The sequence below is a fragment of the Ruegeria sp. AG6 genome (assembly GCF_056541565.1).
In genome coordinates this window covers 595,443-618,788 of record NZ_JBQFYQ010000001.1, presented here as the reverse complement: position 1 = coordinate 618,788, position 23,346 = coordinate 595,443, and the positions used below count along the sequence as shown (strand labels likewise).

At 57.3% G+C, this 23,346-nt stretch carries 28 protein-coding genes and 1 other RNA gene; 15 read left to right on the top strand and 14 right to left on the bottom strand.

The window, feature by feature from the left end:
- Positions 1-3 precede the first annotated feature (3 nt).
- The 9 genes from dxr to ACR0I0_RS03000 all read right to left on the bottom strand — a co-directional run bounded on the left by dxr (position 4) and on the right by ACR0I0_RS03000 (position 7,631).
- On the bottom strand, positions 4-1,176 hold the full coding sequence (gene dxr / locus ACR0I0_RS03040) for a 1-deoxy-D-xylulose-5-phosphate reductoisomerase (protein ID WP_480490132.1): 1,173 nt from the start codon (positions 1,174-1,176) through the stop codon (positions 4-6).
- Positions 1,176-1,958, bottom strand: coding sequence for a phosphatidate cytidylyltransferase (locus tag ACR0I0_RS03035; protein WP_480490131.1), 783 nt, complete (start codon positions 1,956-1,958; stop codon positions 1,176-1,178). Before ACR0I0_RS03035 ends, dxr begins: the two co-directional genes overlap by 1 nt.
- The gene (locus ACR0I0_RS03030; RefSeq protein WP_171116012.1) at positions 1,955-2,686 is read right to left on the bottom strand and encodes an isoprenyl transferase; all 732 of its coding nucleotides are present in this window, start codon (positions 2,684-2,686) and stop codon (positions 1,955-1,957) included. Before ACR0I0_RS03030 ends, ACR0I0_RS03035 begins: the two co-directional genes overlap by 4 nt.
- A gap of 9 nt (positions 2,687-2,695) precedes the next feature.
- Positions 2,696-3,259, bottom strand: coding sequence for a ribosome recycling factor (gene frr, locus ACR0I0_RS03025; protein WP_171632603.1), 564 nt, complete (start codon positions 3,257-3,259; stop codon positions 2,696-2,698).
- A 182-nt stretch (positions 3,260-3,441) separates the two neighbouring features.
- Positions 3,442-4,437, bottom strand: coding sequence for an acryloyl-CoA reductase (gene acuI, locus ACR0I0_RS03020; protein ID WP_480490129.1), 996 nt, complete (start codon positions 4,435-4,437; stop codon positions 3,442-3,444).
- 89 nt (positions 4,438-4,526) lie between these two features.
- Positions 4,527-5,630, bottom strand: a complete 1,104-nt coding sequence (locus ACR0I0_RS03015; RefSeq protein ID WP_480490127.1) for a dimethylsulfoniopropionate demethylase — start codon at positions 5,628-5,630, stop codon at positions 4,527-4,529.
- On the bottom strand, positions 5,631-6,161 hold the full coding sequence (locus ACR0I0_RS03010; RefSeq protein ID WP_480490125.1) for a DinB family protein: 531 nt from the start codon (positions 6,159-6,161) through the stop codon (positions 5,631-5,633).
- Complete coding sequence (locus ACR0I0_RS03005; RefSeq protein ID WP_152457918.1) at positions 6,158-6,862, bottom strand: DUF1326 domain-containing protein; 705 nt, start codon at positions 6,860-6,862, stop codon at positions 6,158-6,160. Before ACR0I0_RS03005 ends, ACR0I0_RS03010 begins: the two co-directional genes overlap by 4 nt.
- A gap of 4 nt (positions 6,863-6,866) precedes the next feature.
- On the bottom strand, positions 6,867-7,631 hold the full coding sequence (locus ACR0I0_RS03000; protein WP_480488144.1) for a DUF2182 domain-containing protein: 765 nt from the start codon (positions 7,629-7,631) through the stop codon (positions 6,867-6,869).
- 115 nt (positions 7,632-7,746) lie between these two features.
- On the opposite strand from ACR0I0_RS03000, the gene ACR0I0_RS02995 reads away from it, so the two are divergent.
- The 10 genes from ACR0I0_RS02995 to ACR0I0_RS02950 all read left to right on the top strand — a co-directional run bounded on the left by ACR0I0_RS02995 (position 7,747) and on the right by ACR0I0_RS02950 (position 15,396).
- Entirely contained in the window at positions 7,747-8,478 is a 732-nt protein-coding gene (locus ACR0I0_RS02995; protein WP_171723319.1) for a FadR/GntR family transcriptional regulator, read from the top strand.
- Positions 8,479-8,595: 117 nt separating this feature from the next.
- The gene (locus ACR0I0_RS02990) at positions 8,596-9,996 is read left to right on the top strand and encodes a selenium-binding protein SBP56-related protein (protein ID WP_480487499.1); all 1,401 of its coding nucleotides are present in this window, start codon (positions 8,596-8,598) and stop codon (positions 9,994-9,996) included.
- Positions 9,997-10,009: 13 nt separating this feature from the next.
- The gene (locus ACR0I0_RS02985) at positions 10,010-10,663 is read left to right on the top strand and encodes a hypothetical protein (protein WP_171231674.1); all 654 of its coding nucleotides are present in this window, start codon (positions 10,010-10,012) and stop codon (positions 10,661-10,663) included.
- Positions 10,664-10,722: 59 nt separating this feature from the next.
- The gene (locus ACR0I0_RS02980; RefSeq protein WP_480487497.1) at positions 10,723-11,373 is read left to right on the top strand and encodes a TenA family protein; all 651 of its coding nucleotides are present in this window, start codon (positions 10,723-10,725) and stop codon (positions 11,371-11,373) included.
- Between the two features lie 17 nt (positions 11,374-11,390).
- Positions 11,391-11,753, top strand: coding sequence for a DUF4345 family protein (locus ACR0I0_RS02975; protein WP_152457913.1), 363 nt, complete (start codon positions 11,391-11,393; stop codon positions 11,751-11,753).
- A gap of 36 nt (positions 11,754-11,789) precedes the next feature.
- Positions 11,790-12,137: a transfer-messenger RNA gene (gene ssrA / locus ACR0I0_RS02970) on the top strand.
- Between the two features lie 101 nt (positions 12,138-12,238).
- Positions 12,239-12,670 carry an ester cyclase gene (locus ACR0I0_RS02965; RefSeq protein ID WP_480490124.1) on the top strand — a complete coding sequence of 144 codons (432 nt, stop codon included), beginning with the start codon at positions 12,239-12,241 and terminating at the stop codon, positions 12,668-12,670.
- A 125-nt stretch (positions 12,671-12,795) separates the two neighbouring features.
- On the top strand, positions 12,796-13,611 hold the full coding sequence (locus tag ACR0I0_RS02960; protein WP_480490122.1) for a chromate resistance protein ChrB domain-containing protein: 816 nt from the start codon (positions 12,796-12,798) through the stop codon (positions 13,609-13,611).
- Positions 13,608-14,861 (top strand): chromate efflux transporter, encoded by a 1,254-nt coding sequence (chrA, locus tag ACR0I0_RS02955; RefSeq protein ID WP_480490120.1) that lies wholly within the window; start codon positions 13,608-13,610, stop codon positions 14,859-14,861. The genes ACR0I0_RS02960 and chrA overlap by 4 nt, the downstream gene beginning before the upstream one ends.
- A 76-nt stretch (positions 14,862-14,937) precedes the next feature.
- Entirely contained in the window at positions 14,938-15,396 is a 459-nt protein-coding gene (locus ACR0I0_RS02950; RefSeq protein WP_171168262.1) for an SspB family protein, read from the top strand.
- 27 nt (positions 15,397-15,423) lie between these two features.
- On the opposite strand, the gene ACR0I0_RS02945 is transcribed toward ACR0I0_RS02950, so the two are convergent.
- Complete coding sequence (locus tag ACR0I0_RS02945) at positions 15,424-15,987, bottom strand: hypothetical protein (protein ID WP_171632634.1); 564 nt, start codon at positions 15,985-15,987, stop codon at positions 15,424-15,426.
- Positions 15,988-16,192: 205 nt separating this feature from the next.
- Here ACR0I0_RS02945 and fumC point away from each other — a divergent pair, with 205 nt between their 5' ends.
- Genes fumC through ACR0I0_RS02925 form a run of 4 tightly spaced genes read left to right on the top strand, consistent with a single transcriptional unit; the run spans position 16,193 to position 18,642 of the window.
- A complete protein-coding gene (fumC, locus tag ACR0I0_RS02940; protein ID WP_209833204.1) occupies positions 16,193-17,587 on the top strand; it encodes a class II fumarate hydratase in 1,395 nt (464 codons plus the stop codon).
- A complete protein-coding gene (locus tag ACR0I0_RS02935) occupies positions 17,587-17,763 on the top strand; it encodes a DUF4169 family protein (protein ID WP_171231680.1) in 177 nt (58 codons plus the stop codon). Before fumC ends, ACR0I0_RS02935 begins: the two co-directional genes overlap by 1 nt.
- The gene (locus tag ACR0I0_RS02930; protein ID WP_152457905.1) at positions 17,760-17,981 is read left to right on the top strand and encodes a ribbon-helix-helix domain-containing protein; all 222 of its coding nucleotides are present in this window, start codon (positions 17,760-17,762) and stop codon (positions 17,979-17,981) included. Before ACR0I0_RS02935 ends, ACR0I0_RS02930 begins: the two co-directional genes overlap by 4 nt.
- A 58-nt stretch (positions 17,982-18,039) precedes the next feature.
- Positions 18,040-18,642, top strand: coding sequence for a DNA-3-methyladenine glycosylase I (locus ACR0I0_RS02925; RefSeq protein ID WP_480487489.1), 603 nt, complete (start codon positions 18,040-18,042; stop codon positions 18,640-18,642).
- Between the two features lie 4 nt (positions 18,643-18,646).
- Here ACR0I0_RS02925 and ACR0I0_RS02920 read toward each other — a convergent pair whose 3' ends face one another.
- The 4 genes from ACR0I0_RS02920 to ACR0I0_RS02905 form a co-directional block, all read right to left on the bottom strand.
- Complete coding sequence (locus ACR0I0_RS02920) at positions 18,647-19,528, bottom strand: fructose bisphosphate aldolase (protein ID WP_480490119.1); 882 nt, start codon at positions 19,526-19,528, stop codon at positions 18,647-18,649.
- A 73-nt stretch (positions 19,529-19,601) separates the two neighbouring features.
- Complete coding sequence (locus ACR0I0_RS02915) at positions 19,602-20,951, bottom strand: cytochrome P450 (RefSeq protein ID WP_480490751.1); 1,350 nt, start codon at positions 20,949-20,951, stop codon at positions 19,602-19,604.
- Between the two features lie 2 nt (positions 20,952-20,953).
- Entirely contained in the window at positions 20,954-22,156 is a 1,203-nt protein-coding gene (locus tag ACR0I0_RS02910; RefSeq protein WP_480490118.1) for a hypothetical protein, read from the bottom strand.
- A gap of 62 nt (positions 22,157-22,218) precedes the next feature.
- The gene (locus tag ACR0I0_RS02905; protein ID WP_171632647.1) at positions 22,219-22,971 is read right to left on the bottom strand and encodes a cytochrome c biogenesis CcdA family protein; all 753 of its coding nucleotides are present in this window, start codon (positions 22,969-22,971) and stop codon (positions 22,219-22,221) included.
- A gap of 106 nt (positions 22,972-23,077) precedes the next feature.
- Here ACR0I0_RS02905 and ACR0I0_RS02900 point away from each other — a divergent pair, with 106 nt between their 5' ends.
- Positions 23,078-23,311: a sulfurtransferase TusA family protein gene (locus ACR0I0_RS02900; protein ID WP_171632649.1), complete on the top strand. Its 234-nt coding sequence runs from the start codon at positions 23,078-23,080 to the stop codon at positions 23,309-23,311.
- Positions 23,312-23,346: the final 35 nt, after the last annotated feature.

The window sequence follows — 23,346 nt, the reverse complement described above, 5'->3', positions numbered from 1 at the left end:
ATTCTATCCTGCTCGTTCCACCACAGCGTCATCGACCCACTGACGTGCCAGATGGTCTGTTTGCTGTACGTTATCAAGGGTCATCGGGGCATCAATAAGGCTGTCTGACGCGTCGAACCTGTCGAGAACCGCGGCGACGGCATCAGCCATATCCAGAAATCCGGTCCGGCGCGCGATGAAATGATCCAGCGCACGTTCCTTCGCGGCGTTTAAAACAGCACCCGCCAGGCCGCCACGCGCCATCACGTCCCGGGCCAGTTTCAATGCGGGATAACGTGCCAGATCCGGAGCGTTGAAACGCAACTGCCCCAGCTTGGCCAAGTCAAGGCGCTGTATCGGCAATTCCCGTCTTTCGGGCCAATGCAGCGCGTAACCGATGGCGTGGCGCATATCGGGTGCCCCCATATGGGCCATCACCGCACCATCACGATACCCGACCAGGGCGTGTACTATGGATTCCGGATGCACCAGCACTTCGATCTGATCCGGCTTGACACCGAAATATTCTTTTGTTTCAATGACTTCCAACGCTTTGTTGAACATGGATGCGCTGTCGATGGTGATACGCTGCCCCATATCCCAATTCGGATGGCTCGAGGCTTGTTCCACCGTCGCGTTCACCAGTTCACTCAGGGGCCAATCACGAAACGCCCCGCCACTGGCGGTGATGATCACACGCTCGACTGTTTCGATGTCTTCACCGACCAAAGCCTGAAACACCGCCGAATGTTCGCTGTCGACCGGCAGCAATCGCGCACCATGCCGTTTGGCCGTTTCCAGAACCAACGATCCTGCGCAGACCAATGTCTCTTTGTTGGCCAGCGCGAGGGTCGTGCCCTGTTTCAACGCCTCGATGCCCGGTGCCAACCCGGCCGAGCCGACAATGGCCGACATGATCCAATCCGCCGGACGTGCCGCAGCCTCGACGATGGCACGCGGGCCTGCAGCCGCCTCGACGCCACTGCCGGCCAAAGCGGAACGCAGGTCATCAAGCCGGTCTTCATGAGCGGTGACGGCAATATCGGCACCGAGCCGACGCGCGTCATCCGCAAGTCTTTGAATATTGGCGCCACCGGTCAAGGCCACGACGTCATACTCGGACGGTGCACGCGAAATCAGATCAATCGTATTCTGCCCGATCGACCCGGTGGCTCCAAAAACAGATACCTTTCGCATTACATTTCACCCGGCGAATAGATCAGCCCCGCGATCAAAACGAACAGCGCGGCCCCCATCATGCCATCAAACCGATCCAGAAAGCCGCCATGGCCCGGTATCAGGTTCGAACTGTCTTTGACACCGAACTTGCGCTTGACCGCACTTTCAGCAATATCACCGGCCTGGCTTGCCATTGAAGCCAAAACGGAAACAAGGACAAAAGCGAATCCAAAGCCGGCCAGGCTTGCAAAAACCGCGCCGACACATGCCGCGGCGGCCCACCCTCCGGCGGTTCCCGACCACGTCTTCTTCGGGCTGACCTTGGGCCAGAATTTCGGGCCACCAACCGCCTTGCCCACGAAATAGCCCGCGACGTCAGTGGCGACCACGACAGCAATCAGCCAAACCATCCAGCCAAAACCGGAATTTTCGCGGATCGAAATGAAACCCAGCCCGGCCCCGACGATCCAGACCACGAACATCCCGAACAGAACCTTCGAACGACTGATCTGCCCCATTCCCACAAGCGCAGGCGCAAGCACGACCGGCAAAGTGTAAATCGTCGGAAGATGATAGCTGAGAACCACGGTGATGCTTGTCAGAATCCCCAATTGAACAGCCACGCCGCGGGCTTGCGGATCGATCATCCGAACCAATTCCCACGTCATCAGACCACAGGCTGCGGCGATGAAGGTTTCGAACCACCACCCGCCAAGCCAGACTTCGATTGATCCGATCACGACCAGAACAGCAGCAGAAAGAACCCGTGTTGTCAGGTCAGACCATCGGCCGTCTCTCATGCCAGAACCGCTCCGAACCGCCGATCTCTGGTGCCGTAATTCTGGCACAGACGGGCCAGTTCAGCAGCAGTGAAGTCCGGCCAGAGGGTGTCGATGAATTCATATTCCGAGTAAGCCGATTGCCAAAGAAGAAAGTTTGAAATCCGCGCTTCACCGCTGGTTCGGATAACAAGGTCGGGATCAGGAAGAACACGCGTATCCAGATATTTAGGAAGAGTTTCTTCATCCACCTCTTCGGGTTTCAGCCGCCCTTCAGCCACATCCCGCGCCAGACGCTTTGTGGCGCGCGCGACCTCGTCGCGCCCACCGTAATTCAGCGCGACGGTCAAATGAACCAGATCGTTGTTCTTGGTTTCTTCTTCCAGCGAGTCCATCAACTCGATCAACTTGGAATCCAGCCGGACCCGATCTCCGATGAACCGAACGCGGATGCCATTATCCGCAAGTGTCCGGGTTTCCTTGATGATGTAGCGGCGAAACAGGTTCATCAGGCCGGCCACCTCGACCTGGGTCCGCTTCCAGTTTTCGGTCGAAAAAGCGAACACCGTCAGATACTTGATCCCCAAACCAGGGCAGGCCTCGACAACCTCGCGCACGCGCCGCGCGCCGGCATGGTGGCCGAACAGTCGGGGACGGCCGCGTGCCTGCGCCCAACGACCATTGCCATCCATGATGATGGCCACATGGCGCGGGCCGGACTCCAGCTCGGTTTGCGGGTCTTTTGGCATCAGTTCGGCTCAGACCTGCATGATTTCGGCTTGCTTGGTTTCAAGCGCAGCATCCACGGCCTTGATCATCTCATCCGTCATGTCCTGAACTTCGCTTTCCCAAAGCTTCTGGTCATCTTCCGACATGCCGTCCGCCTTGGCCTTCTTGATCTGATCCATGCCATCGCGACGCACGTTGCGGATCGCAATGCGCGCGTTTTCCGCGTACTGACCGGCGACCTTGCTCAGCTCGCGGCGGCGTTCTTCGTTCAACTCGGGAATCGGCAGCATTATGATGGTTCCGTTCAATTGCGGATTGATCCCAAGGCCGCTTTCGCGGATGGCCTTTTCCACCTTACCCACCAGTGACTTGTCCCAGACGTTAACAGTGACCATACGCGGTTCGGGCACGTTCACGGTGCCCACCTGGTTGATCGGTGTCATCGAGCCGTAAGCGTCAACCATGACAGGTTCCAGCATCGAGGCCGAAGCACGCCCTGTTCGCAATGATGCAAATTCGGTTTTCAGATTGGCCATTGCGCCATCCATGCGGCGCTGCAGATCATTGGTGTCCAGTTCGAAGTCGTCAGACATTCTGCTCACTCCCCGTCTTCAGGTACTCTTTGGATGGGTCTTACGCCATCGCAATTGGGATGTATAGCAATCATGATCGGGAATTGTATCAATGGCCAGAGGTGTTGCGACCAATTTGGACAAACATCGTTTTCCGGAACCTGGCCGAGTTTCTTCGGCCAGGTTGCTTTCATGGGTCAGCCTCAGGCGTTCACATCCACCACGACACGGCCCTTGACCTGACCTTTCAGAATGTCGGCGCCCAGTTGCGGCAGATCGGACAGACCGGCCGGTTGAACCATCGCCTCAAGCTTGTCCATCGGCAGATCCGTGGCGATCCGTTTCCATGCGCGCACCCTGTTGTCATAGGGCTGCATCACGCTGTCGATGCCCAAAAGGTTCACGCCGCGCAGCAGGAACGGAATCACCGTCGCAGGCAAAGCAGCCCCCCCTGCCAAACCTACCGCAGCAACAGAGCATCCGTATTTCATCTGGCCCAGAACGCGTGCCAGCATGGCGCCGCCCACAGCGTCAACGCAGCCCGCCCATGTTTCGCTTTCCAGAGGGCGTTTTGTGGTCTCGTTCAGGTCGTCGCGCGGCACGATGGTCGTCGCTCCAATTGATTTCAGATAGTCACCGGTTTCGGGCCGTCCGGTGACCGCGGCGACCTCATAGCCCAAATTGCCAAGAATGGCCGTGGCCACCGACCCGACGCCGCCCGCGGCCCCGGTTACCAATACCGGTCCACGATCCGGGGTCAGCCCATGATCCTCCAGCGCCATGACCGCCAGCATCGCAGTAAACCCGGCAGTGCCCACTGCCATTGCCTGACGCGTTGTCAGCCCATCGGGCAGCGGTACCAGCCAATCGGCCCGCGCGTTGGCTTTTTGCGAATAGCCGCCCCAATGTGCCTCACCAACGCGCCATCCGGTCAGAACAACCTTGTCTCCGGGTTTGTAGCGGTCATCCGATGAGGCCTCGACCGTGCCGGCGTAGTCAATGCCGGGGACATGCGGATAGGCCCGCACCAGCCCGCCCCCTTTCGGAGACAGGCACAGGCCGTCCTTGTAGTTCACCGTAGAATATTCGACCGCAACCGTGACATCACCATGCGGTAGATCATCCACCGACAATTGTTTGATCGAGCCGGTGGCAAGTCCGCTCTCTTCATCCTTGTCCATCACAAGTGCATTGAACATTTGTCATTCCTTTCGTGTTCAGCGACCAGCCCATGTCGTCAGCTGGTTCAAAATATCCCGAGGTCGACGCGGCAGCGTCCTTGATTCTGCTAGATCCAGAAATGCGATTGCACGGTCGCGCGGCGCATCCCGGCCGGTGTTTCCACTTCCAGTTCCGTCCCGGCATCCCAATGGCTCAGGCGCACCATACCGATCGCCACATTGGTTTCAAAATCCGGAGACCAGGCCGCTGATGTCACCTGCCCCACGCGCTTGCCGCTTGCAAACAGGTCCCAGGGACGATCGCAGCCCGGTACAAGCTCACCGGCGATGGCGATTGGCCGGATTTGCTGCACCGGCCCTTCCTTGGCGACACGCAACAGAGCATCCCGACCGATACAGCCAATCGCGGTATGCGTGTTGCAGAACTTTCCCAGACCGCATTCATGCGGGGTATTGTCGTCGGTCATGTCGTTCCCATAGGACAACAGCCCGCCCTCAATGCGTTCGATCAGGTTCGGGCAGCCCGCGCGCACGTGCAGGTCTTCGCCGGCGGCAAACAGGGCGTTCCACAAAGGCATGCCGATATCGCCACCTTCAACGTATATCTCGAAACCACCCTGTTTCGAATAACCGGATCGCGCGACGGCCAGATCGCGCCCCTCGAACTCGAACATGTCAAACTTAAAGAAACGGATGTCGCGCACTCGGTCCCCGAAGACACGCGCCATCAGCTCGTCCGCCTTTGGGCCCTGAACGGCAAGCGGCGACACGTCCGGTTCATCCACCAGCACATCCAGACGGTACCCAACGGCGATACCCTTGACCCACAGCAACAGATCACTGTCGGCAATCGAGATCCACCATCGGTCTTCGGACAACTTCACCGCCACCGGGTCGTTCAGCATGCCGCCGGTTTCGTCAACGATCGGCACATAGAAACATTGCCCCGGCAGCATACCGCGCAGATCGCGCGGGGTCAGCATCTGCATCAGACGCGCAGCATCAGGGCCACGCAATTCAACCTGCCGCTCGCACGACACATCCCAGACCTGCACATGGGTCTTTAGATGCCGGTAATCGGCTTCAACACTTTCAAAAACCGTCGGCAACAACATACGGTTGTAGACCGTATAGCCCTTGACCCCGGCAGCTTCGACTCCTTCAGAGAACGGAGTGCGCCGCAAGCGGCGTGAGGCGGAAATCTGCGGCATTCATACCTCCTGCGGCATAAAGACGATATCACTGACAGGCGCTTCCGAGCCCGTCTCGGTCAGCATTTTGTGCACTTGCCCCCTGTGATGGGTCTGATGATTGAAGAAATGGATCACGCACAGCGCGTAAGGCATTGTGACATCAGCCTCTTTTGCGGTGGAATACCACGTGAACGAGCCGGTCAGCGGATCATCCCCCAGCCCTTCTGCCCAGTTCAGGATACGCGCATCGATCTTTTCGCGTAACGCCAACCAGCTTTGCAGGTCCGGGCACAGGTATACGCTTTCATGGATACCACCGCCCGCCTTGTGAATATTGCCATCTGGCCCGTCGCGCTTTTCGAAACGCGACATCCACATCCAGTCACCCCACAGCAGATGGTTCACCGTGCCCATAATCGAGCCAAAGAATGCTCCGCGTTCAAGGGTCAGTTCCTTCGGTGTCAGAGATTGCAAAAACTCTGCCAACTGATTGTTCTGCCAGCGATTGTAACGCGCCATTTCCTGCGCATACCCGCCCGTGATCATCATTTGGGCCCGTGCCAGTCGATCGGGCAGATTTCAGCGGACTTGCCGCCAAAGTCCCAGACCCGGCCATAGTCTCGCACCTTCGATTTGGTGCCACGCGCCACGATGATGTCAGGTCCCATCCAGTATTTGGAATTTGAGACCATCACCGGATGCTCCGGGTCCTTGCCCGCAAGCATCTCGATCTCTCCCTGTATCTTGCGACCAATCGCGATCCGACGTTTGTTTCCGTCGCGCTCGATCTGGACCGGCGCCCGTTCCGCACCGATGATCTCGCTGACCAGCATGGTAAACAGACCGGTCGTGCCGCCCGCCTGACCGCTGAAGATTTGCAACAATCCGTTGTAAGCCTTGCCGCTTGCGCGCTCGTCGACATAAGCGGCGACTTTCCACTGGCCTTCCCCCATCCGGCCCGGAATATCGACCAGCAAGCCGACATTCAGACCCGACAGATCCTCGCCTTCATAGTGGCCTTCATCAACGATGATGCCCATCCAAGCATGGCAGTGACCTTCCGTAGGGGGATGTGCGCCCAGCGACACCACGCAGGGGCAAAACACGTCACATGAACAGTTCAGGATCAGTTCACCCTTGATGGCCCATTCCGTCGGACTCATCTCTCGCCGCTTGGGATTGGGCATGCGGCTGTCGATACGCTGACTGACGGGCAGCCGATCGGCATCTGGTTTTCTGTTTTTAGCCATTGGCTTATCCTCCGTAGCTAATTGGATACACGAGCAGGACGATACCGCCCGCAATCAACACAAACCCCATTGGACGGGTCACGGCGTGCCCGATCTGAGGAAGTTTCTCCAAAACCATGAACAGGGTCGCGAGCCCCATCCACAACAGGCTCATGACACCGCCTACAAAGCCGAGTGCCATGAAGCCCCAGCAACAGCCGACGCAAAAGGCGCCAAGACCCAGGCCCATGCGCACGCCACCTGCAAAACCGGTTCTCCAATGTCCCAGGAAATAGGTCATCGGGGCATGGCAGACACCGTGGCACACCTCTTTGGCGCGGGAAAACTGAAAGGCGCCCACGGCAATCATCAAGCCGCCCGCGACCCATCCGGATTTGGCAATTCCCAGCATATCGACAACACCGCCAAACAGCAGAACCAACTGAATTCCTGCGATCACGGCCGCAAACCCGACCCAGACGATGGAATACCCGGCCAGAACCCCCAGCCAGCCGGCGCGGCTGCCATTTGCGCTGCGGATCAGGTCATCGTAACTGCGCAGGGTCGGGATCAGGGTCGGCAGCATCATGGCCGCCATCATGATCGCCCACATTGAAAACAGCGGCCCGAACTCGGCCATGGGCATGTACATGTCCATGCGCGGATCCATCGCGGCCATCGCCTGCCCCATCGGCCCCGGACGGCCGATCAGATCAAGGCCCATGTCCCGGCTCATCGAGAACATGACCCACCACGCCCACAAGATCAGAACATAAAAGCCCAGCCACATTCCGCTGCGCAGCCACGTACGACTCACTTCGGCCTCCCGACTCAACTCCCTTGCTTTTCAAATGTCAGACTTTTAAATGTCAGACAAATAAAAATTTGCCCAAGGTCGTCTGAAGATGAAAACCGCGCCCCGGAAAACCGCAGACCTGTCTGCCCAGATCGCCCAGGCCATTCGGGATGCGATCGTATCGGGTGAACTGATCGTGGACGCGCGCCTGCCATCCGAAGCCGAGCTGTCGGATCAGTTCCAGGTCTCTCGCCCGACCGTGCGTGAGGCATTGAAACGGCTGGCCGCGCAATCCTTGATCCGCACACAACGCGGCGCTTCCGGCGGGGCGTTCGTGAATCGCCTGAGCTTTGAGGATGCCTATTCTCAGCAAGTCACGACTTCGACATTGCTGCTGTCGATGAATGCGGTCAGCTTCGATACCGCATGCGAGGCGCGATATGCCTTAGAAAGGGCCTGTGCGCCTTTGTCAGCGCAGCGGCGCACGGCAGATCACCTGGCGACCATGCGGGCAGAAATATTCCGCCAGTCCCAACCGGGCCTGACGGACGAGGCATTTTGCGCCTCGGACGTGACTTTCCATCGCGCGCTGGTGGATGGGGCTGGCAACCCGGTCCTGTCCTATCAGCTGGCGGGCGCCGTGGAAGCGATGCAACCGCTGATGAACATGATCACATTCACGGCGCGATCCCGCGAAGAGATCATCGGACTGCACAGCAGAATAGTGGACGCGCTTGAGGCAAAAGACGCGGACACCGTAGACTCCGCACTTGTTGATCTGGAACATTACACACGACGGCTGGCCCATGACGTGGCCGAAAGCAAACGTAAACCGACCTGAGGGCCGCATTCGAAACAAGATCAGAACAGGGGGCAAAAAAGCGGGCAGATTTTCATCCGGCGCCAAGATCGGAACTTTCAATATGAATTGAAGTTCAATGACTTACGGGAGGACGTTATGAACCAAAGACCGGACCCAAGTTTTTATCCATCCGCGAAACTTGCGATGGAGGGCCCCGCTGAGACGCTTGCATTCACGCTGATGCTCAGCCCTGACTTTTCTCAACCCGACGGGCTGGCGGTTGTGAATGTCGATCCAAGCTCGGACGATTTCGGAAAGATCGTGCATCAGGTGATCATGCCCGAAAAGGGCGACGAATTTCACCATTTTGGCTGGAACGCCTGTTCTTCTTCCCTGTCGCCGCTGAGCGGTCATGCGTTTCTGGAGCGGCGCTATCTGATCATCCCGGGCATCCGGTCCAGCCGGATTTATGTCATTGACGTGAAGAACCCACTTGAGGCCAAGATTCACAAGATCATCGAACCCGAAGAAGTCTTTGCAAAGACAGGGTATTCCCGTCCGCACACGATCCATTGCGGGCCCGAGGGCATCTATGTCAGCACCCTTGGTGGCGGCGGCCCCGACGGCACAGATGGCCCTCCGGGCATATTCATCATGGATTGCGAGACCTTCGATATCATCGGGCGCTATGAGATCGAGCGCGGCGTGCAGGACAAGCATTATGATTTCTGGTGGAACCTGCCGCGTGACTACATGGTCAGTTCCGAATGGGGCCTGCCGCCGCAATTCGAAAACGGGCTGGTGGCCGAGGATCTGTTGTCCAACAAGTACGGCCACCGGATCCATTTCTGGAACCTTCGGAACCGGACGAATATTCAAACCATCGATCTGGGCGAAAACCATCAGATGGCCCTGGAAATCCGCCCCGCGCATGATCCCGTAAAACAATTCGGGTTCTGCGGCGTTGTCGTCGATACGACCAACCTGCAAGGGGCGATCTTCACCTGGTGGCGCAATGATGACGGCACGTTCGAAGCCAAGAAGACCATAACAATCGATCCGCAACCCGCTGATCCTGATGATCTTCCTGACCTTCTGAAGGGCTTCTCTGCCGTTCCGCCGCTGGTCACTGATATCGACCTAAGCCTGGACGACAAGTACCTCTATGTCGCGTGCTGGGGAACCGGCGAGATGCATCAATACGATGTATCCGACCCGATGAACCCAACCCTGGCAGGCAAGGTCGAGATCGGCGGAATCGTCAAAAAGACAAAGCATCCAAATGGTCAAACCTTTGGCTATGGTCCACAGATGGTCGAAATCAGCCGCGACGGCAAACGCGTCTATTGGACCAATTCGCTTTATTCCACGTGGGACGATCAGTTCTACCCCGAGGAAGGTGGTGCGGCCATGGTCAAGGCTGATGTCGGCGAGAATGGTGGTCTGACATTGGATCCGAAGTTCTGGGTAGAGTTTCCCAAGGGCTATCGCAGCCACCAGATACGGTTGGAGGGCGGAGACTGTTCAACCGACAGCTTCTGCTATCCGTCGGTCTGAGTTGGAATTATTGATGTCATCAACGGCTGGCCTGTGGCTGGCCGTTGTTCTGAGCGGAGCCTATCACGGCCTGAACCCCGGCATGGGCTGGCCGCTGGCTGTGTCTTCGGCTCTGATGGAACAACGCCAATCCGCGCTTTGGGGTGCACTCGCGGCTTTGGCTGGCGGGCATTTCGTGGCCATGCTTGGCGTACTTCTTCCTTTTGCCCTGATGGCCGTACTGGTCGATTATCAGAATGAAATCCGCATCGGCGCGGCTCTGGTCGTGATTGGCATGGGCCTGTACATCGCGATAACCCGCCGTCATCCCCGCTTTCTTTCGCGGATCCCGCCAAGCAGGCTAGCGCTGTGGTCTTTTCTTGTGGCGCTTGCCCACGGGGCTGCCCTGATGCTGGTTCCAATCTATCTGGGCCTGTGTGCCGTGGATGAACTGGACGCGGGCCATCAAGCGATTTCTCAGATCATGACCACGAACACCCTTTTGGTTCTGGGCGTCGCCGCGCTGCATACGGCCGCCATGGTTCTGGGTGGCGGGTTTTTGGCCTTTGCGGTCTATCGTTGGCTTGGTCTGCAATTCCTGTCGCGCAGTTGGTTCAACCTGGAGCTCATCTGGGCCCTGAGCCTCATTCTGGTCGGTGGTCTGGGTCTTTGGTCCGCCCTTGGCTGACCTTGTACTTTGTTTTGAAACGCGCTTTGTCTGCATCGAAACAAAACTGGAGCTTCCGAATGCAGGACCAAACCCGCCCAACCGAAGTGCTGCGTCAGGGCAAAATCGACGACTGGACGGCCGCCACAACCCATGCTTTCACCCGCGAGTTGTCTGACGGCACCCTGCCCGAGAACAAGATGCGCTGGTATCTGCAACAGGATTATCAGTTCGTCGACGGTTTCGTGCGTCTTTTGGCCAGCGCCATCGCGCATGCGCCGACCCTTGCTGACAGCGTACCGGCCGCGCAGTTTCTGGCGGTGATCACAGGCCCCGAGAACACCTATTTCCTGCGCGCGATGGACGCTTTGGGCACTGAGCCCAGCACCGAGCCCGCGCCTGCCACGCGGGCGTTTCAAGATCTGATGGCCGAAGCCGCAGCCTCTGGCCGTTATCAGAACATGCTGGCGGTACTCGTCGTGGCGGAATGGGTTTATCTGAGCTGGGCCAGCCCAGAAAACCCGCCCAAAAACGGCTTGCCGTTCTGGTTTGCAGAATGGATCACGCTACATGCGGGCGAAGGGTTCGAAAGCGTCGTGGAGTATCTGCGCAGTCAGTTGGATAACGTCTGGCCGACGCTGGATGCGGCCGAACAGGCCGAGGTCACGCGACTGTTCCATCGCGCTGTCGAACTGGAACGTGATTTCTTTGACGCCGCCTACGCGGCCTGAACCATAAGGGGGCCGGAATGGTCGCAACTCTGAACGTCATCGCGGCATTGCTGACCATCGGGTTCGGCGCATTCGGGTTTCTGGCGCCGGCCCACACCGCGTCGGCCCTGGATCTAGCCCCGACCAACAGCACGATGGGGTTGTCCGAGATGCGCGCCTCGGTCGGTGGTTTGTTTGTTGTGACGGGGATCGCCGTTATCTGGCTGAACAACCCAATGGCCTATGTCATGCTGGGCATTGTCTATTCCGGTGCGGCGCTGGGCCGGTTTGTGTCAGTCGCGCTGGACAATCCCCCCTTGGCCAAGGCGTTGATCTTTGGGGGAATCGAACTGGTTCTGGCCGTCTGGCTCATCGCTGCAAACTTCAACAAAGCCACCTAACAGATTGGAAATGTTAAATACGGCTGAGTTCATTCTGAGTTTGCATCCACCCATCACCTCACCTATATAAGAATCGTCCTTCGGGACTATGGACATAAACGCGCTCGTAATAAGCGGATCGGACCCGGGGGCGGTACCCGGCGGCTCCACCAACCATCCTTCGTTTGGGGATTTTGGGGCCGAAACAGGATCGACGAACGTCTAAAGGGGTTAGCTTTGTCTCGGCTGTCTGCCACCGTTACCGGCGAAAACAGTACAATTGCAAACGACAATCGTGCTCCGGTTGCAGTTGCTGCGTAAGCAGTAGCAAGACCGAAACTTAAGCCCTTGCGCCTAGCCGCGTAAGGCGGGGTTCGCAGGTACCTGGCAACAGAAACCTGCATTAATCCCCCACATGTCTGATTTTATTCACCCGTCCCTTGGCAGATTCAGAGTTTATTCATTCCTTTTTGCCATCTTGCCAGCACTTGGACAGGAGAACTGGGATGACGAATTCAGAGATACTCAGAAAGTGGTACTCCGAAGTTTGGGAAAATGGAAACACCGAAGCAATTGATCAGTTCTTTGCACCCGAAACGATGGCCGAGGGGCTGATTCCGGAAATGCAGGTCGGTGCGGACGATTTTCGAGATCTGGTCATGGCGTTCCGCCATATTCTGGGGGAAATCAAGGTCGAATTGCCCAAGATCATAGAAAACGGCGACTGGGTTTCTGCCATTCTGCATGTTCGTACTTTTCGGGCTGACAATGGCGCGCCACTGGAAGTCACGGGCCAGGTCATGGCGCGGTTCAAGGCCGAAAAGATGGTTGAAGCCTACAACCATTTTGACTTCATCTCGTTTTTTGAAGAGCTGGGCCAGTTTCCATCGGACACCCTGCCCGTATGCATGACCGGGCAACGCCTGGACTGGGCGTGAACCCAAAGCAATCTTGACCCCCATGACCCTTGCGCGCTAGCAAGTGCCATGGGGTAAGATTGCGAACGCCCCGTGAGGCGACAGCCCAAGTTTCGCATGTATCCGCGGTCACAAGGAAACATGCCATGGCATCGCCCAACTCTATTTCTCCCAAACAACTCCTGCGTCTGATTGGTACTCCGAATGCGCCCGTTCTATTCGACGTCTGCCTGAATGACGATTTTGAAGAAGATCCCTATCTGATCCCCGCATCAATCCGGCACCCGGCCACGGATCTTCAGGGGCTTTTGTGCAAGATCTCGGGCCGTTCGGTCGTGATTATCTGTCAAAAAGGCAAAAAGCTGAGCCAGGGCGTTGTCTCCTGGTTGCGCAGCGAAGGGCATCAAGCCGAATATCTGGAAGGTGGAATGCATGCCTGGCGCGACATGGTCGATGCTCCACGTGTGCCCGCAACACGCATTCCTGATCGAATTGGTGGCCATACGCTGTGGGTCACACGTCACCAACCCAAGATCGACAGAATCGAATGTCCCTGGCTGATACGCAGGTTTGTTGATCCCGACGCCAAGTTCCTGTTTGTGGCACCCGGCGAAGTCGAAAGCGTTGCGACTGTTTTCGGGGCGTCACCTTTTGATATCGAGAACACGTTCTGGAGCCACCGAGGCGACAACTGCACGTTTGACACCATGTTGGATGAATTCGAGCTTCACTCCCCTGCGCTGGACCGGTTGGCGACGGTCATCCGGGCAGCGGACACGAACCGGCACGCGCTTGCACCCGAAGCGGCGGGATTGTTGGCGGTGTCTGTCGGGCTTTCAAGGCAGTACCGCGATGACCATGAAAACCTGAAAGCCGGGATGAACCTTTACGACGCAATGTATCGCTGGGCGCGCGATGGGTTTGACGAAAGCCATGACTGGCCCACCGGGCGAACGTCATGACACCGACACTGGCCGAGATTTTCAAGGTCTTTGGCAGGATCGGTCTGCTGTCTTTCGGCGGTCCTGCGGCTCAGATTTCATTGATGCATCAGGAATTGGTCGAACGCCGACCCTGGCTGGATGAACAGACTTACCTGCGCGCCCTGTCTCTGTGCATGTTGCTGCCGGGCCCCGAGGCGATGCAGCTGGCAACCTATGCGGGGTGGCGCCTGCGCGGCGTTGCCGGCGGGCTGATTGCCGGCAGCTTGTTCGTGTTGCCCGGCGCGTTGGTGATTGCGGTTCTGGTCGCGCTCTATTCAGTATTTGGCGATGTTCCCTTGGTGCAGTCGGCCTTCACGGGCATCAAGGCAACCGTCATCGTCATCGTTTTGCAGGCGCTCCGCAATCTTTCGCGCAAGGCATTGAATGATCGCGAGCATCGAACAATCGCAATCCTGTCCTTCCTGGCCATTTTTCTGCTGAACCTTCCTTTTCCGGCGATCATATTCGTTGCCGCAGCTTGGGGGTACGTGACCTTCAAAGGACCCGTAGAAACTCCCACGCGAGAAGGAACACCACATCTGGCGCGGTCTCTGCGAACGATTGCTGTCTGGTTGCCCCTTTGGTTGGGCCCGCTCGTTACTCTAAGCGTCACAGGCCATCAACTGCTGAGCGATCTGGGGTGGTTTTTTGCCCGACTCGCCGTTGTGACCTTTGGCGGCGCATATGCCGTATTGGCCTATATGACCCAAACGGTTGTCGACCAGTACCACTGGATCAGCACGGATCAGATGATTGATGGGCTGGGTCTGGCGGAAACGACTCCGGGGCCGCTCATACTTGTCACACAGTTTGTCGCCATGCTGACCGGGCAACTGACCGGCGGGTTCACGCTGGCGCTTGCAGCCGGTGCGGTTGCATTGTGGGTGACGTTCGTTCCGTGCTTTCTTTGGATTTTTCTTGCGGCCCCATATCTTGACCGTCTGGCCGCGCGTCCTCGCCTGTCCGCGGCCCTGCATGGAATCACCGCGGCCGTCGTCGGAGTGATTCTCAACCTTTCCGTGTGGTTCGCCCTGAATGTTCTTTTCGAATCGGTGTCTGAAAAATCATGGGGTCCTCTGGCAATCCCCATGCCGCAGATTTCCGCGTTGAATTTTACCGCATTCGGTCTAACTATCCTTGCTGGGGCCTTGATTTTTCGACTGAAATTAGGGATGGGAACCGTGCTTGCCCTGATGTCGATTGCCGGCCTGGCTGCACACAATATCTGATCAATCCGGTCGTACCCGCCCTTTCGTTTCCGAACAAAACCCCTATGCTGAGCATAACCACTTTTGAGGATCACACATGTCGCAAGGCATCGACTATGGAAACCTGATGCACACCGCCATGCGCGGCTTGATCAAAACAGTGCTGAAGGACGTTTCTGAAACCGGTTTACCCGGGGCGCATCACTTTTTCATCACGTTCGACACACGTGAAGATGGTGTGGAAATCGCCGACTGGCTGCGTGAACGCTATCCCGAAGAAATGACCATCGTCATGCAGCACTGGTTCGAGAACCTCGAAGTCGGTGACCTCGGCTTTGGCATCACTTTGAACTTTGGCGATGCCCCAGAACCGCTGTACGTCCCCTATTCCGCAATCAAGACTTTCGTCGATCCATCCGTGGAATTCGGCCTTCGCTTTGAAAGCCCGGAAGACGAAATCGAAGAAGATCAAATCATCGAAGACGACATCGAAGTCGAAGAAGAAGAAATACATCACGATGCGGATATCGTGTCGCTGGACAGCTTTCGGAAGTGAACCTTCAAACCCCGCCCGGCGCGGGGTTTATCGTTTCATTAGGAAAGTCTCGACCGATCGTGATTTTTGACCATCTATGAATCGTGAAAACGCGAGGTTCAGCCCACCTTGTGCAAGCGTGCGGTCGAATTGCTGCAACTCATATCCTCCGTCCTCGTCAATGAACAAAGAAAACACGGTCAGTGTTTCGCCGACGATGCGGCCCCATACAAATGGCTCGCCCTTCATCGGGTCCAACGGGACTTCGTGACCGAAGACATTGCGTTTCATCGCCGCCGAAAACACATCCGGTCGATCCGACGGAACAAAATCAATCGAGAACTTCTGTTCCTTTACGCGTCCATCCAACTTGTATGTCGTCGTCCGCCAACTGACGTTGAAACCGTTCTTGGTCTCGAAGATGGAAACGCTCATGTCGCGGGGCGTTGTCGTGCCATCCGCGTCCACAACTTCGGCTGAACCGATATAATCTCCTGTGAACGGTGTAATGTCTGCCGCGCGGGCCGCTGCGCTCAGAACCGACAGCCACAAAGCGCAAACTGCAAGTATCGCGACTGCTTTTCCAAGCGTAAGGCGATGGAAATCTGGCATTTTGTCCTCCATGGCGTCCTTTGCTCCATTGTAGCCCAGCGGTATCGGCAAACAATGCACATTCCCCGCCTATGACGATTAAAGTGACGCACCCCGCGCCTATACCTTTGACGCCCTTAAGTTTAAGGTGCGCGCAACTGGCCGATTGCGTCACGGCGTGGCTGCGGCTAAACGGCATACAACTGCATACCAGACGGAGTGACCGATGTCTCAAACCCGCACAGAATCCGACAGCTTTGGCCCGCTCGAGGTTCCTGCCGACAAGTATTGGGGCGCACAGACGCAGCGCTCGATCATGAATTTTCCCATCGGCTGGGAAAAACAGCCGGTCGCCATCGTGCGCGCGCTGGGCGTGATCAAGAAAGCCTGCGCCATGGAAAACAAGGCAACGGGCAAGCTGGACGCAAAGATAGCAGATGCGATCATTCAGGCCGCAGGCGAGGTGATCGAGGGCAAGTTCGACGACAACTTTCCGTTGGTCGTGTGGCAGACGGGTTCGGGCACCCAGTCGAACATGAATGCGAACGAGGTCATCGCCAACCGAGCCATCGAGATTCTGGGCGGCAAGATCGGTTCCAAAGACCCGGTACACCCGAATGACCACTGCAACATGGGACAATCGTCGAACGATACTTTCCCAACCGCCATGCATATCGCAACAGCGATGAGCGTACGCGACGTCCTGCTTCCCGGCCTTGAAAAACTGGCGTCCGGGCTCGAGCAGAAGGCCGGGGAGTTCAAGGACATCATCAAGATCGGCCGAACCCATACGCAGGATGCGACACCGCTGACCTTGGGTCAGGAGTTCAGTGGCTATGCCCACCAGATTCGTCAGGGAATCGCACGCGTACATGCGGCGATGCCGGGGATTTATGAACTGGCCCAGGGCGGCACGGCCGTTGGCACCGGCCTTAACACCCAGCACGGCTGGGACAAAGCGGTCGCAGGGCATATGGCCCAGATCACTGACCTGCCCTTCGTGACGGCGCCGAACAAGTTCGAAGCGCTGGCCGCGCATGATGCCATGGTCTTCCTTTCGGGCGCTTTGGCGACGATTGCCGGCAGCTGCTACAAGATCGCAAACGACATTCGTTTCCTGGGCTCCGGGCCTCGTTCCGGCCTGGGTGAGCTGATTCTGCCGGAAAATGAGCCCGGCTCGTCGATCATGCCCGGCAAGGTAAACCCGACGCAGGCCGAAGCGCTGACGCAGGTCGCCGCGCATGTGATGGGCAACAACGCGGCGATGAATTTTGCCGGGTCGCAAGGGCATTTCGAATTGAACGTCTACAATCCGATGATGTCCTACAACCTGCTGCAATCGATCCAGCTGTTGGGGGATGCCACCGACAGCTTTACCGAGCGGATGCTAATGGGCATCAAAGCGAACGAGCCGCGCATCGACAAGCTGATGAAGGAATCGCTGATGCTGGTCACGGCGCTTGCCCCTACCATCGGTTATGACAATGCGACCACCGTTGCGAAAACCGCCCACAAGAACGGTACCACGCTCAAGGAAGAAGCCATCGCGCTGGGCTTTGTGGACGAAGCGACCTTTGACGCTGTCGTCCGCCCCGAACAGATGATCGGCCCAAAAGACTGATGGGCAAGCCGGTCAATCTGAACCGGTATCGAAAGGAAAAAGCGCGGGCCGAAAGAAAGGCCCGCGCTGACCGGAACGCCGTCGCATTTGGGCGTACAAAAGCTGAAAAAGAAGTCGTGAAGCTTCAACAGAAAAAACAAAAGCGCGACCTCGACAATCATGAGCTGGACGAATGAGCGGCCGTCCTGTCAAACGCTCTCTGACCCTGAAAGGACACCGAACTTCGGTATCACTCGAGGATGAATTCTGGCGTGCTTTTCGCGAGATCGCTCAGGAACAAGGTAAGCCAATCAATGTCTTGGCGGCTGAAATTGATGTGGCCCGCGACCCGGAAACGGGTCTTGCATCGGCCATACGCGTCTTTGTGCTGAACTGGTTCCGCAACCCTGATTGAGACTTGTCACGCCCTCGCCTGGACGTGTAACGTGAGTTGGAACAAAAAGGGTACAACCATGAGCGACACCATTACCGGGCCGGATGGGCAGCAAAGATGCGCATGGTGTCAGGCCGCGCCCGAATTCTTTGAATATCATGACAATGAATGGGGTTACCCTGTCGGCGACGACCAACGGCTGTTTGAAAAACTGTGCCTCGAGAGCTTTCAGTCAGGCCTCAGCTGGCGAACGATCCTGAACAAGCGCGAAAACTTCAGGAAGGCTTTTTGCGGGTTTGATTTCAACAAGATGGCCACGTTTTCTGATGCCGATGTGGAACGCCTGCTACAGGATTCCGGGATCATCCGTCATCGCGGCAAGATTGAAGCGGTGATCAACAATGCGCGTTGCGCGCAGGACCTTGTGGCGGCCGAAGGATCTCTGGCGGCCTATGTCTGGCGTTACGAGGCTGAAACACCTCCGCCTCCGCAAACGGCGTCCACATCGCCCGAGTCGGTGGCCATGTCGAAAGATCTCAAGAAACGGGGATGGAAGTTTGTTGGCCCTACAACCGTGTTTGCGTTCATGCAGGCCATGGGGCTGGTCAATGATCATGCCGAGACCTGCATCGGCAGAAAAAAAGCGGCGCAGTTGCGCCGCTCTTTCGTCAAACCTGTCTGACGGATCAGACCGAGGCTTTGAAAATCTTGTCGATGTTGGCACCCAGGGCCGCGTTGAATTCGGCATCTGACTGCTGCTTCGACAGACCTTCGGTCAAGGCCCGCGAGAAGGATGCGATCATCTTGCCGTTCCGGCCCAACAGATCACAGGCTTCTTCCGTCGAATAACCGCCGGACAGGGCCACAACCCGCAATACCCGCGGGTGGTCAGCCAGCGCGTCATACAGGTTTGCCTGTGTCGGGATCGTCAGCTTCAGCATCACTTCCTGGCCTTCGGCCAGTTGATCGAGGTTATTGAGAATTTCAGCCTTCAGAATGTCTTCCGCCTCGGCCTTGGTTTCCGAATGGATGTTCACTTCGGGTTCCACGATCGGAACCATACCGGCATCGGTGACTTCGCGGGCGACGTCGAACTGTTGCGCAACCACCGCCGCGATGCCGTCGGCATTCGCTTCGTGAATGACCGAGCGTTCCTTGGTGCCGAACACACCATCGGCCTTGGCCAGGGTCTCGGCCAGACCGGGGATCGGTTTCATCATCTGAACGCCATTTGCCTGTTCTTCCAAGCCTTTGTCGATCTTCAGGAAAGGCACGATACCTTTGACCGACCACAGGTAATCGGCAACCTTGCGGCCTTCGATCTCTTCGCCCAGGGTACGTTCGAACAGGATTGCACCAATCACTTTGTCCTTTGTGAAATCGTCGGCCAGAATGATGCGGGCACGCATCTTCTGGATTTCACCGAACATCTCTTCGTCTGAGCTGTAGTCGGATGCCTCGACACCATACAACGCAAGCGCTTTCGGGGTTGATCCGCCGCTTTGATCCAGTGCCGCGATAAAGCCCGTGCCGTTGATCATCTGCGCGCGCTGTTCTGCTTTGGACATATTGTTTTCCCGTTCAATGATGATTCCGATGTTCTTCCCCGCATACAACAGGGCGTGAACCGATGGTAGGTTGTTAGCGCTCAAACAGGCGTAACCATATGCCATCTTTGGATCGAACCGTCAGGTGAGCGACCGGAACAGGTGTTTTTCCCGGGATTGTTTCGAACCGGTAGCGGCGCAAGAGCATTGACAGGATCAGCGGCCCTTCGACCATTGCAAACCCTGCCCCGGTGCACACTCGGGGGCCTGCTGAGAACGGGATGTAAGCGTCGCGCTGGCACCGCTTGCCGTTTTCCGTGCCCCAACGGCTGGGATCAAAACCGTCCGGATCGTCCCACAAACGCGCCTGACGGTGCAAATGCCACGGGCTGATCACGATCTGCGCGCCAACCGGAACATCCCGGTTACGGAACCGTTCGGGGCACGTGGTCTCGCGGACCATCATGGGCACCGGAGGATAAAGGCGCAGCGCTTCACGGAACACATCCCGGCTGATCCGAAGTTTTGAAACAGAGGCAAATGAAGGATCACCCAGAACGGCGGCCTCCTCTGCAACCTTCTGCTGCCATTCCGGGTAAAGGGCCATCAGGTACAGCGTCCAAGCCAAGGCTGACGCGCTGGTTTCATGCCCGGCAAGAAAAAAGATCGCCACCTGATCAACCATTTCCTCGGGGTCGAAGAATTGCCCGGTTTCGGGATCAGCCGTCGTCATGATCTTGGTCGCAAGATCATCAGGTGCCGTTCCGTCCTTGATGGCCTTTGCGCGTGTTCTGGTCAGTTCGGCAATCAGCGCCCTGATATCCCGCGCGTTTTGTTTGGTCGCCCCGGAATGAAACCGGGGCAGCCACTTTGGCAAGGGAACAAAAGCCGCCAGATTCAGCAAAGGTTGCGCGCGTTGATAGGTCCGGAACTTTTCGAACACCTGGCTGGCGATAGCGTTGTCGATAGGAACGGAAAACAGGGTGCGAAATATCACATCCGCCGCCGCATGGCTTATCTGCTCTTCGAATTCGAGCTCCCCTCCGACATGAGGCCGCAGCCGTTCTACACACGCCTCGGCGGCGGCCAGCATGGCCGGGAATGTATCCTTCAGACGCCCCCCTTCGAACGCCGGATCGATAATCCGCCGCTGTCGTTTCCAGACCTCGCCATTGGTCAGAAACACCGAATTGCCAAGCAACGGTCGCAGGCCTTCGCTGATCCTGCCGGATTTGGGGAAATCGTCAGGCCGTTTCTTGAGGACGGTTTGAATCAGGTCCGGTTGATTGATCAGGAACGATCGGAAGAACGGGGTTTTGAATTCTGCCATCCACGCGCGATACAGCCGGGCTGGCTGGGCCGACAGCAGGTCATGTCTGAACAGTTTCACATAGCGCAGCAACGAAACTTTCTCGGGGCGCGGGTCTGGCTTGGGCGGGGTCATGGTCATGGCTGTACCGAGGTGAACTTGGAGACAGGCGTCTCGATGCGGCTGCGCGAAGCCTCACGATCCGCAAACCTTTGCCCCAACGTCAACGGGCCAGCCGTTATCCGGAAATAATCATAACTTTCCGGCTTGTCGAAGGCGCAAAGATACTGAAAATGAAGGCGAAAAAACCGCCATCGCAAAGCCTTCCAGCGTTCCGGAGACAAGGTTTGCGAAAAAGCCGCTGACAGGACCAGCGGCCAGCGTTTATCAGCATCGGCCACCCCCGTGACCGCAACCGGATCGCAAAGCGCAAAGGCGCAGCCATCACCGGGGGCCGAGACATCGATCCAGCTGAGCTCGGACCGTGTGGACAGGAAATGCAGATCGGACCGCAAATCGTGTGCCTGGGGCAGAAACGAGACCATGGGAACCACCTGTCCCAGGCTGAGAAACGACAGCACCGCGCGTTGCTCGTGCACTTTCGTTTTTCGGATCAGCTCGGCCAGAACAGACACCCCCAGATGCGCGCCCGAGCTGTGGCCAACGACCAGCACTTCATCCACATCGGAATTCAGCGCCTCTTGGATCGCTTCACTAAACGAAGACAACCTGTCCCGCAGCTCGACCGGCATTTGCCCGCTCAACTGCGCTGAATAGGCGTAATCATGCATAAGGTAATACGCAAACAACCGTTTATCGACCTTGCGAAACCACAGCAGTAACGCGACGGCGATGGCCGCTCCGGGGAATATCCCCCACCAACCTGCCATGGCTATGCACGCCCATGCCAACGCAAGCGCGATCAGCAGCTGAGACACCAACATCGCCACAGGATACAACGCGGCGATCACCGGGCCCTTGCGCAATCGCATCAGACGCCACAACGTACCGGTTGACATGTAAATCCACGCCGTGCGGGCCAATTGCCAATAGGTCGCCGGGATCGAGGCCGACATGCTGTCGCGCACGATGTCGGACCAGACCAGAACCTCGAATTCCGTATCAACATTCAGGCCATCTTGTTCCGAGGTCACACGCCACCCAAAACGCCCGTCCGTGGCCTTTGGGGATATGGCGATCTCGTACCCCGAGATCCGGGCCTGATTCTGCGATTCACTGCGATACAGCTCGCGATATCGCCGGGGCGGCATCGGATCATAGCCGGGTATATAGAACACCCGACGTCTGCGCACCTGCGGCTGATTTGTGTGACTGCTCATGCCCTTACCTTCTGATGCGCAGGTTAACGCAGGCTTGCAGCCAAGGTAAGAGGGTCAGTTGATCACCCGAAATTTGCCAGCGCCGGAAAAGTCTCCAGCAACCACCAGCTGAAACGGGTGAAAAGCCCGGTTATCAGCATGATGCCCACAAACAGCAACAGCCCGCCCATGATCTTTTCGATCGTGCCCATATACGGTTTGATCCGGTTCATCACGGTCATGGAGCGATTCAGGAACATGGCTGCCAACAAGAACGGAATACCCAAACCCGCAGCGTAGACCCCCAGCAGAAACGTGCCACGCGCGACCGACGCTTCGTTCGCCGCCAGTGACAGGATCGCACCCAGTTGAGGACCAATGCAGGGGGTCCAGCCAAATGCGAAAGCCAGGCCAAGGATGTAAGCGCCAAAGACCGACCCACCGGAATCACCGGTTTCAATCCGTGCTTCGCGATCCAGAAAAGGAATCCGGAAAACACTCAGAAAGTGAAGGCCAAAGACGATGACAACGGCACCGGATAGCTTGGCGAACAGAACCTGATTTTGCAGCACAAACGCGCCAAAGGCCGATGCGGTAAAGCCAAGCAGCAGAAACACGGTCGACAGGCCCATGACAAAGAACAGCGCCGACAGGGTCGCCTTGCGCCGCGCACGGGCCTCGTCCTGCATCTCATGTATGGTAACGCCGCTCATATACGCCAGATAAGGCGGTACGATTGGCAATACGCAAGGCGACAGAAAGCTGATCAGGCCACCCAGAAGCGCGACCAACATGGCGGGCAGCAGTCCCGCGTCTATGATTTCGATTCCGAACATGTTTCTGCACATATGTGATGAAGAGCAATCCGTCACGGGGCCAAACAGTCACATCCTCGTGCTCGGAATCTGGACAATATTACAACTTCGCCCTATCCCGAAAATCATGTCAGAGATTACAGATACCCTGGACGCTTTGGGCCTGTTGTGCCCCTTGCCCGTCCTGAAAGCCCGCAAACGATTGAAATCCATGCCCGAGGGTGCCGTTCTGCGGGTGCTGGCCGATGACCCTGCGGCCATCGTGGATGTTCCGCATTTTTGTGCTGAGGCCGGGCATACACTGCTTTCCCAGAACACTGACGGCGCACATCAGATCTATCTGATCAAAAAATCCGGCTGACCTACGTTGCAGGTCAAAAAAGGCGGGCCGATCAG

Excerpts from the sequence above, each read along its gene's own strand:
- ACR0I0_RS02945 (WP_171632634.1), bottom strand. The coding sequence starts at position 15,987 with ATGCCAGATTTCCATCGCCTTACGCTTGGAAAAGCAGTCGCGATACTT.
- ACR0I0_RS02920 (WP_480490119.1), bottom strand. The coding sequence starts at position 19,528 with ATGTCCAAAGCAGAACAGCGCGCGCAGATGATCAACGGCACGGGCTTT.
- ACR0I0_RS02965 (WP_480490124.1), top strand. The coding sequence starts at position 12,239 with ATGACGAATTCAGAGATACTCAGAAAGTGGTACTCCGAAGTTTGGGAA.
- dxr (WP_480490132.1), bottom strand. The coding sequence starts at position 1,176 with ATGCGAAAGGTATCTGTTTTTGGAGCCACCGGGTCGATCGGGCAGAAT.
- ACR0I0_RS02980 (WP_480487497.1), top strand. The coding sequence starts at position 10,723 with ATGCAGGACCAAACCCGCCCAACCGAAGTGCTGCGTCAGGGCAAAATC.
- ACR0I0_RS02930 (WP_152457905.1), top strand. The coding sequence starts at position 17,760 with ATGAGCGGCCGTCCTGTCAAACGCTCTCTGACCCTGAAAGGACACCGA.
- ACR0I0_RS02950 (WP_171168262.1), top strand. The coding sequence starts at position 14,938 with ATGTCGCAAGGCATCGACTATGGAAACCTGATGCACACCGCCATGCGC.
- ACR0I0_RS02915 (WP_480490751.1), bottom strand. The coding sequence starts at position 20,951 with ATGACCCCGCCCAAGCCAGACCCGCGCCCCGAGAAAGTTTCGTTGCTG.
- frr (WP_171632603.1), bottom strand. The coding sequence starts at position 3,259 with ATGTCTGACGACTTCGAACTGGACACCAATGATCTGCAGCGCCGCATG.
- ACR0I0_RS03000 (WP_480488144.1), bottom strand. The coding sequence starts at position 7,631 with ATGTGGCTGGGCTTTTATGTTCTGATCTTGTGGGCGTGGTGGGTCATG.
- ACR0I0_RS03010 (WP_480490125.1), bottom strand. The coding sequence starts at position 6,161 with ATGATGATCACGGGCGGGTATGCGCAGGAAATGGCGCGTTACAATCGC.
- ACR0I0_RS02910 (WP_480490118.1), bottom strand. The coding sequence starts at position 22,156 with ATGAGCAGTCACACAAATCAGCCGCAGGTGCGCAGACGTCGGGTGTTC.
- acuI (WP_480490129.1), bottom strand. The coding sequence starts at position 4,437 with ATGTTCAATGCACTTGTGATGGACAAGGATGAAGAGAGCGGACTTGCC.
- ACR0I0_RS02905 (WP_171632647.1), bottom strand. The coding sequence starts at position 22,971 with ATGTTCGGAATCGAAATCATAGACGCGGGACTGCTGCCCGCCATGTTG.
- ACR0I0_RS02935 (WP_171231680.1), top strand. The coding sequence starts at position 17,587 with ATGGGCAAGCCGGTCAATCTGAACCGGTATCGAAAGGAAAAAGCGCGG.
- ACR0I0_RS02925 (WP_480487489.1), top strand. The coding sequence starts at position 18,040 with ATGAGCGACACCATTACCGGGCCGGATGGGCAGCAAAGATGCGCATGG.
- ACR0I0_RS03015 (WP_480490127.1), bottom strand. The coding sequence starts at position 5,630 with ATGCCGCAGATTTCCGCCTCACGCCGCTTGCGGCGCACTCCGTTCTCT.
- ACR0I0_RS03030 (WP_171116012.1), bottom strand. The coding sequence starts at position 2,686 with ATGCCAAAAGACCCGCAAACCGAGCTGGAGTCCGGCCCGCGCCATGTG.
- chrA (WP_480490120.1), top strand. The coding sequence starts at position 13,608 with ATGACACCGACACTGGCCGAGATTTTCAAGGTCTTTGGCAGGATCGGT.
- ACR0I0_RS03035 (WP_480490131.1), bottom strand. The coding sequence starts at position 1,958 with ATGAGAGACGGCCGATGGTCTGACCTGACAACACGGGTTCTTTCTGCT.
- ACR0I0_RS02985 (WP_171231674.1), top strand. The coding sequence starts at position 10,010 with ATGTCATCAACGGCTGGCCTGTGGCTGGCCGTTGTTCTGAGCGGAGCC.
- ACR0I0_RS02990 (WP_480487499.1), top strand. The coding sequence starts at position 8,596 with ATGAACCAAAGACCGGACCCAAGTTTTTATCCATCCGCGAAACTTGCG.
- fumC (WP_209833204.1), top strand. The coding sequence starts at position 16,193 with ATGTCTCAAACCCGCACAGAATCCGACAGCTTTGGCCCGCTCGAGGTT.
- ACR0I0_RS02995 (WP_171723319.1), top strand. The coding sequence starts at position 7,747 with ATGAAAACCGCGCCCCGGAAAACCGCAGACCTGTCTGCCCAGATCGCC.
- ACR0I0_RS03005 (WP_152457918.1), bottom strand. The coding sequence starts at position 6,862 with ATGGCTAAAAACAGAAAACCAGATGCCGATCGGCTGCCCGTCAGTCAG.
- ACR0I0_RS02960 (WP_480490122.1), top strand. The coding sequence starts at position 12,796 with ATGGCATCGCCCAACTCTATTTCTCCCAAACAACTCCTGCGTCTGATT.
- ACR0I0_RS02900 (WP_171632649.1), top strand. The coding sequence starts at position 23,078 with ATGTCAGAGATTACAGATACCCTGGACGCTTTGGGCCTGTTGTGCCCC.
- ACR0I0_RS02975 (WP_152457913.1), top strand. The coding sequence starts at position 11,391 with ATGGTCGCAACTCTGAACGTCATCGCGGCATTGCTGACCATCGGGTTC.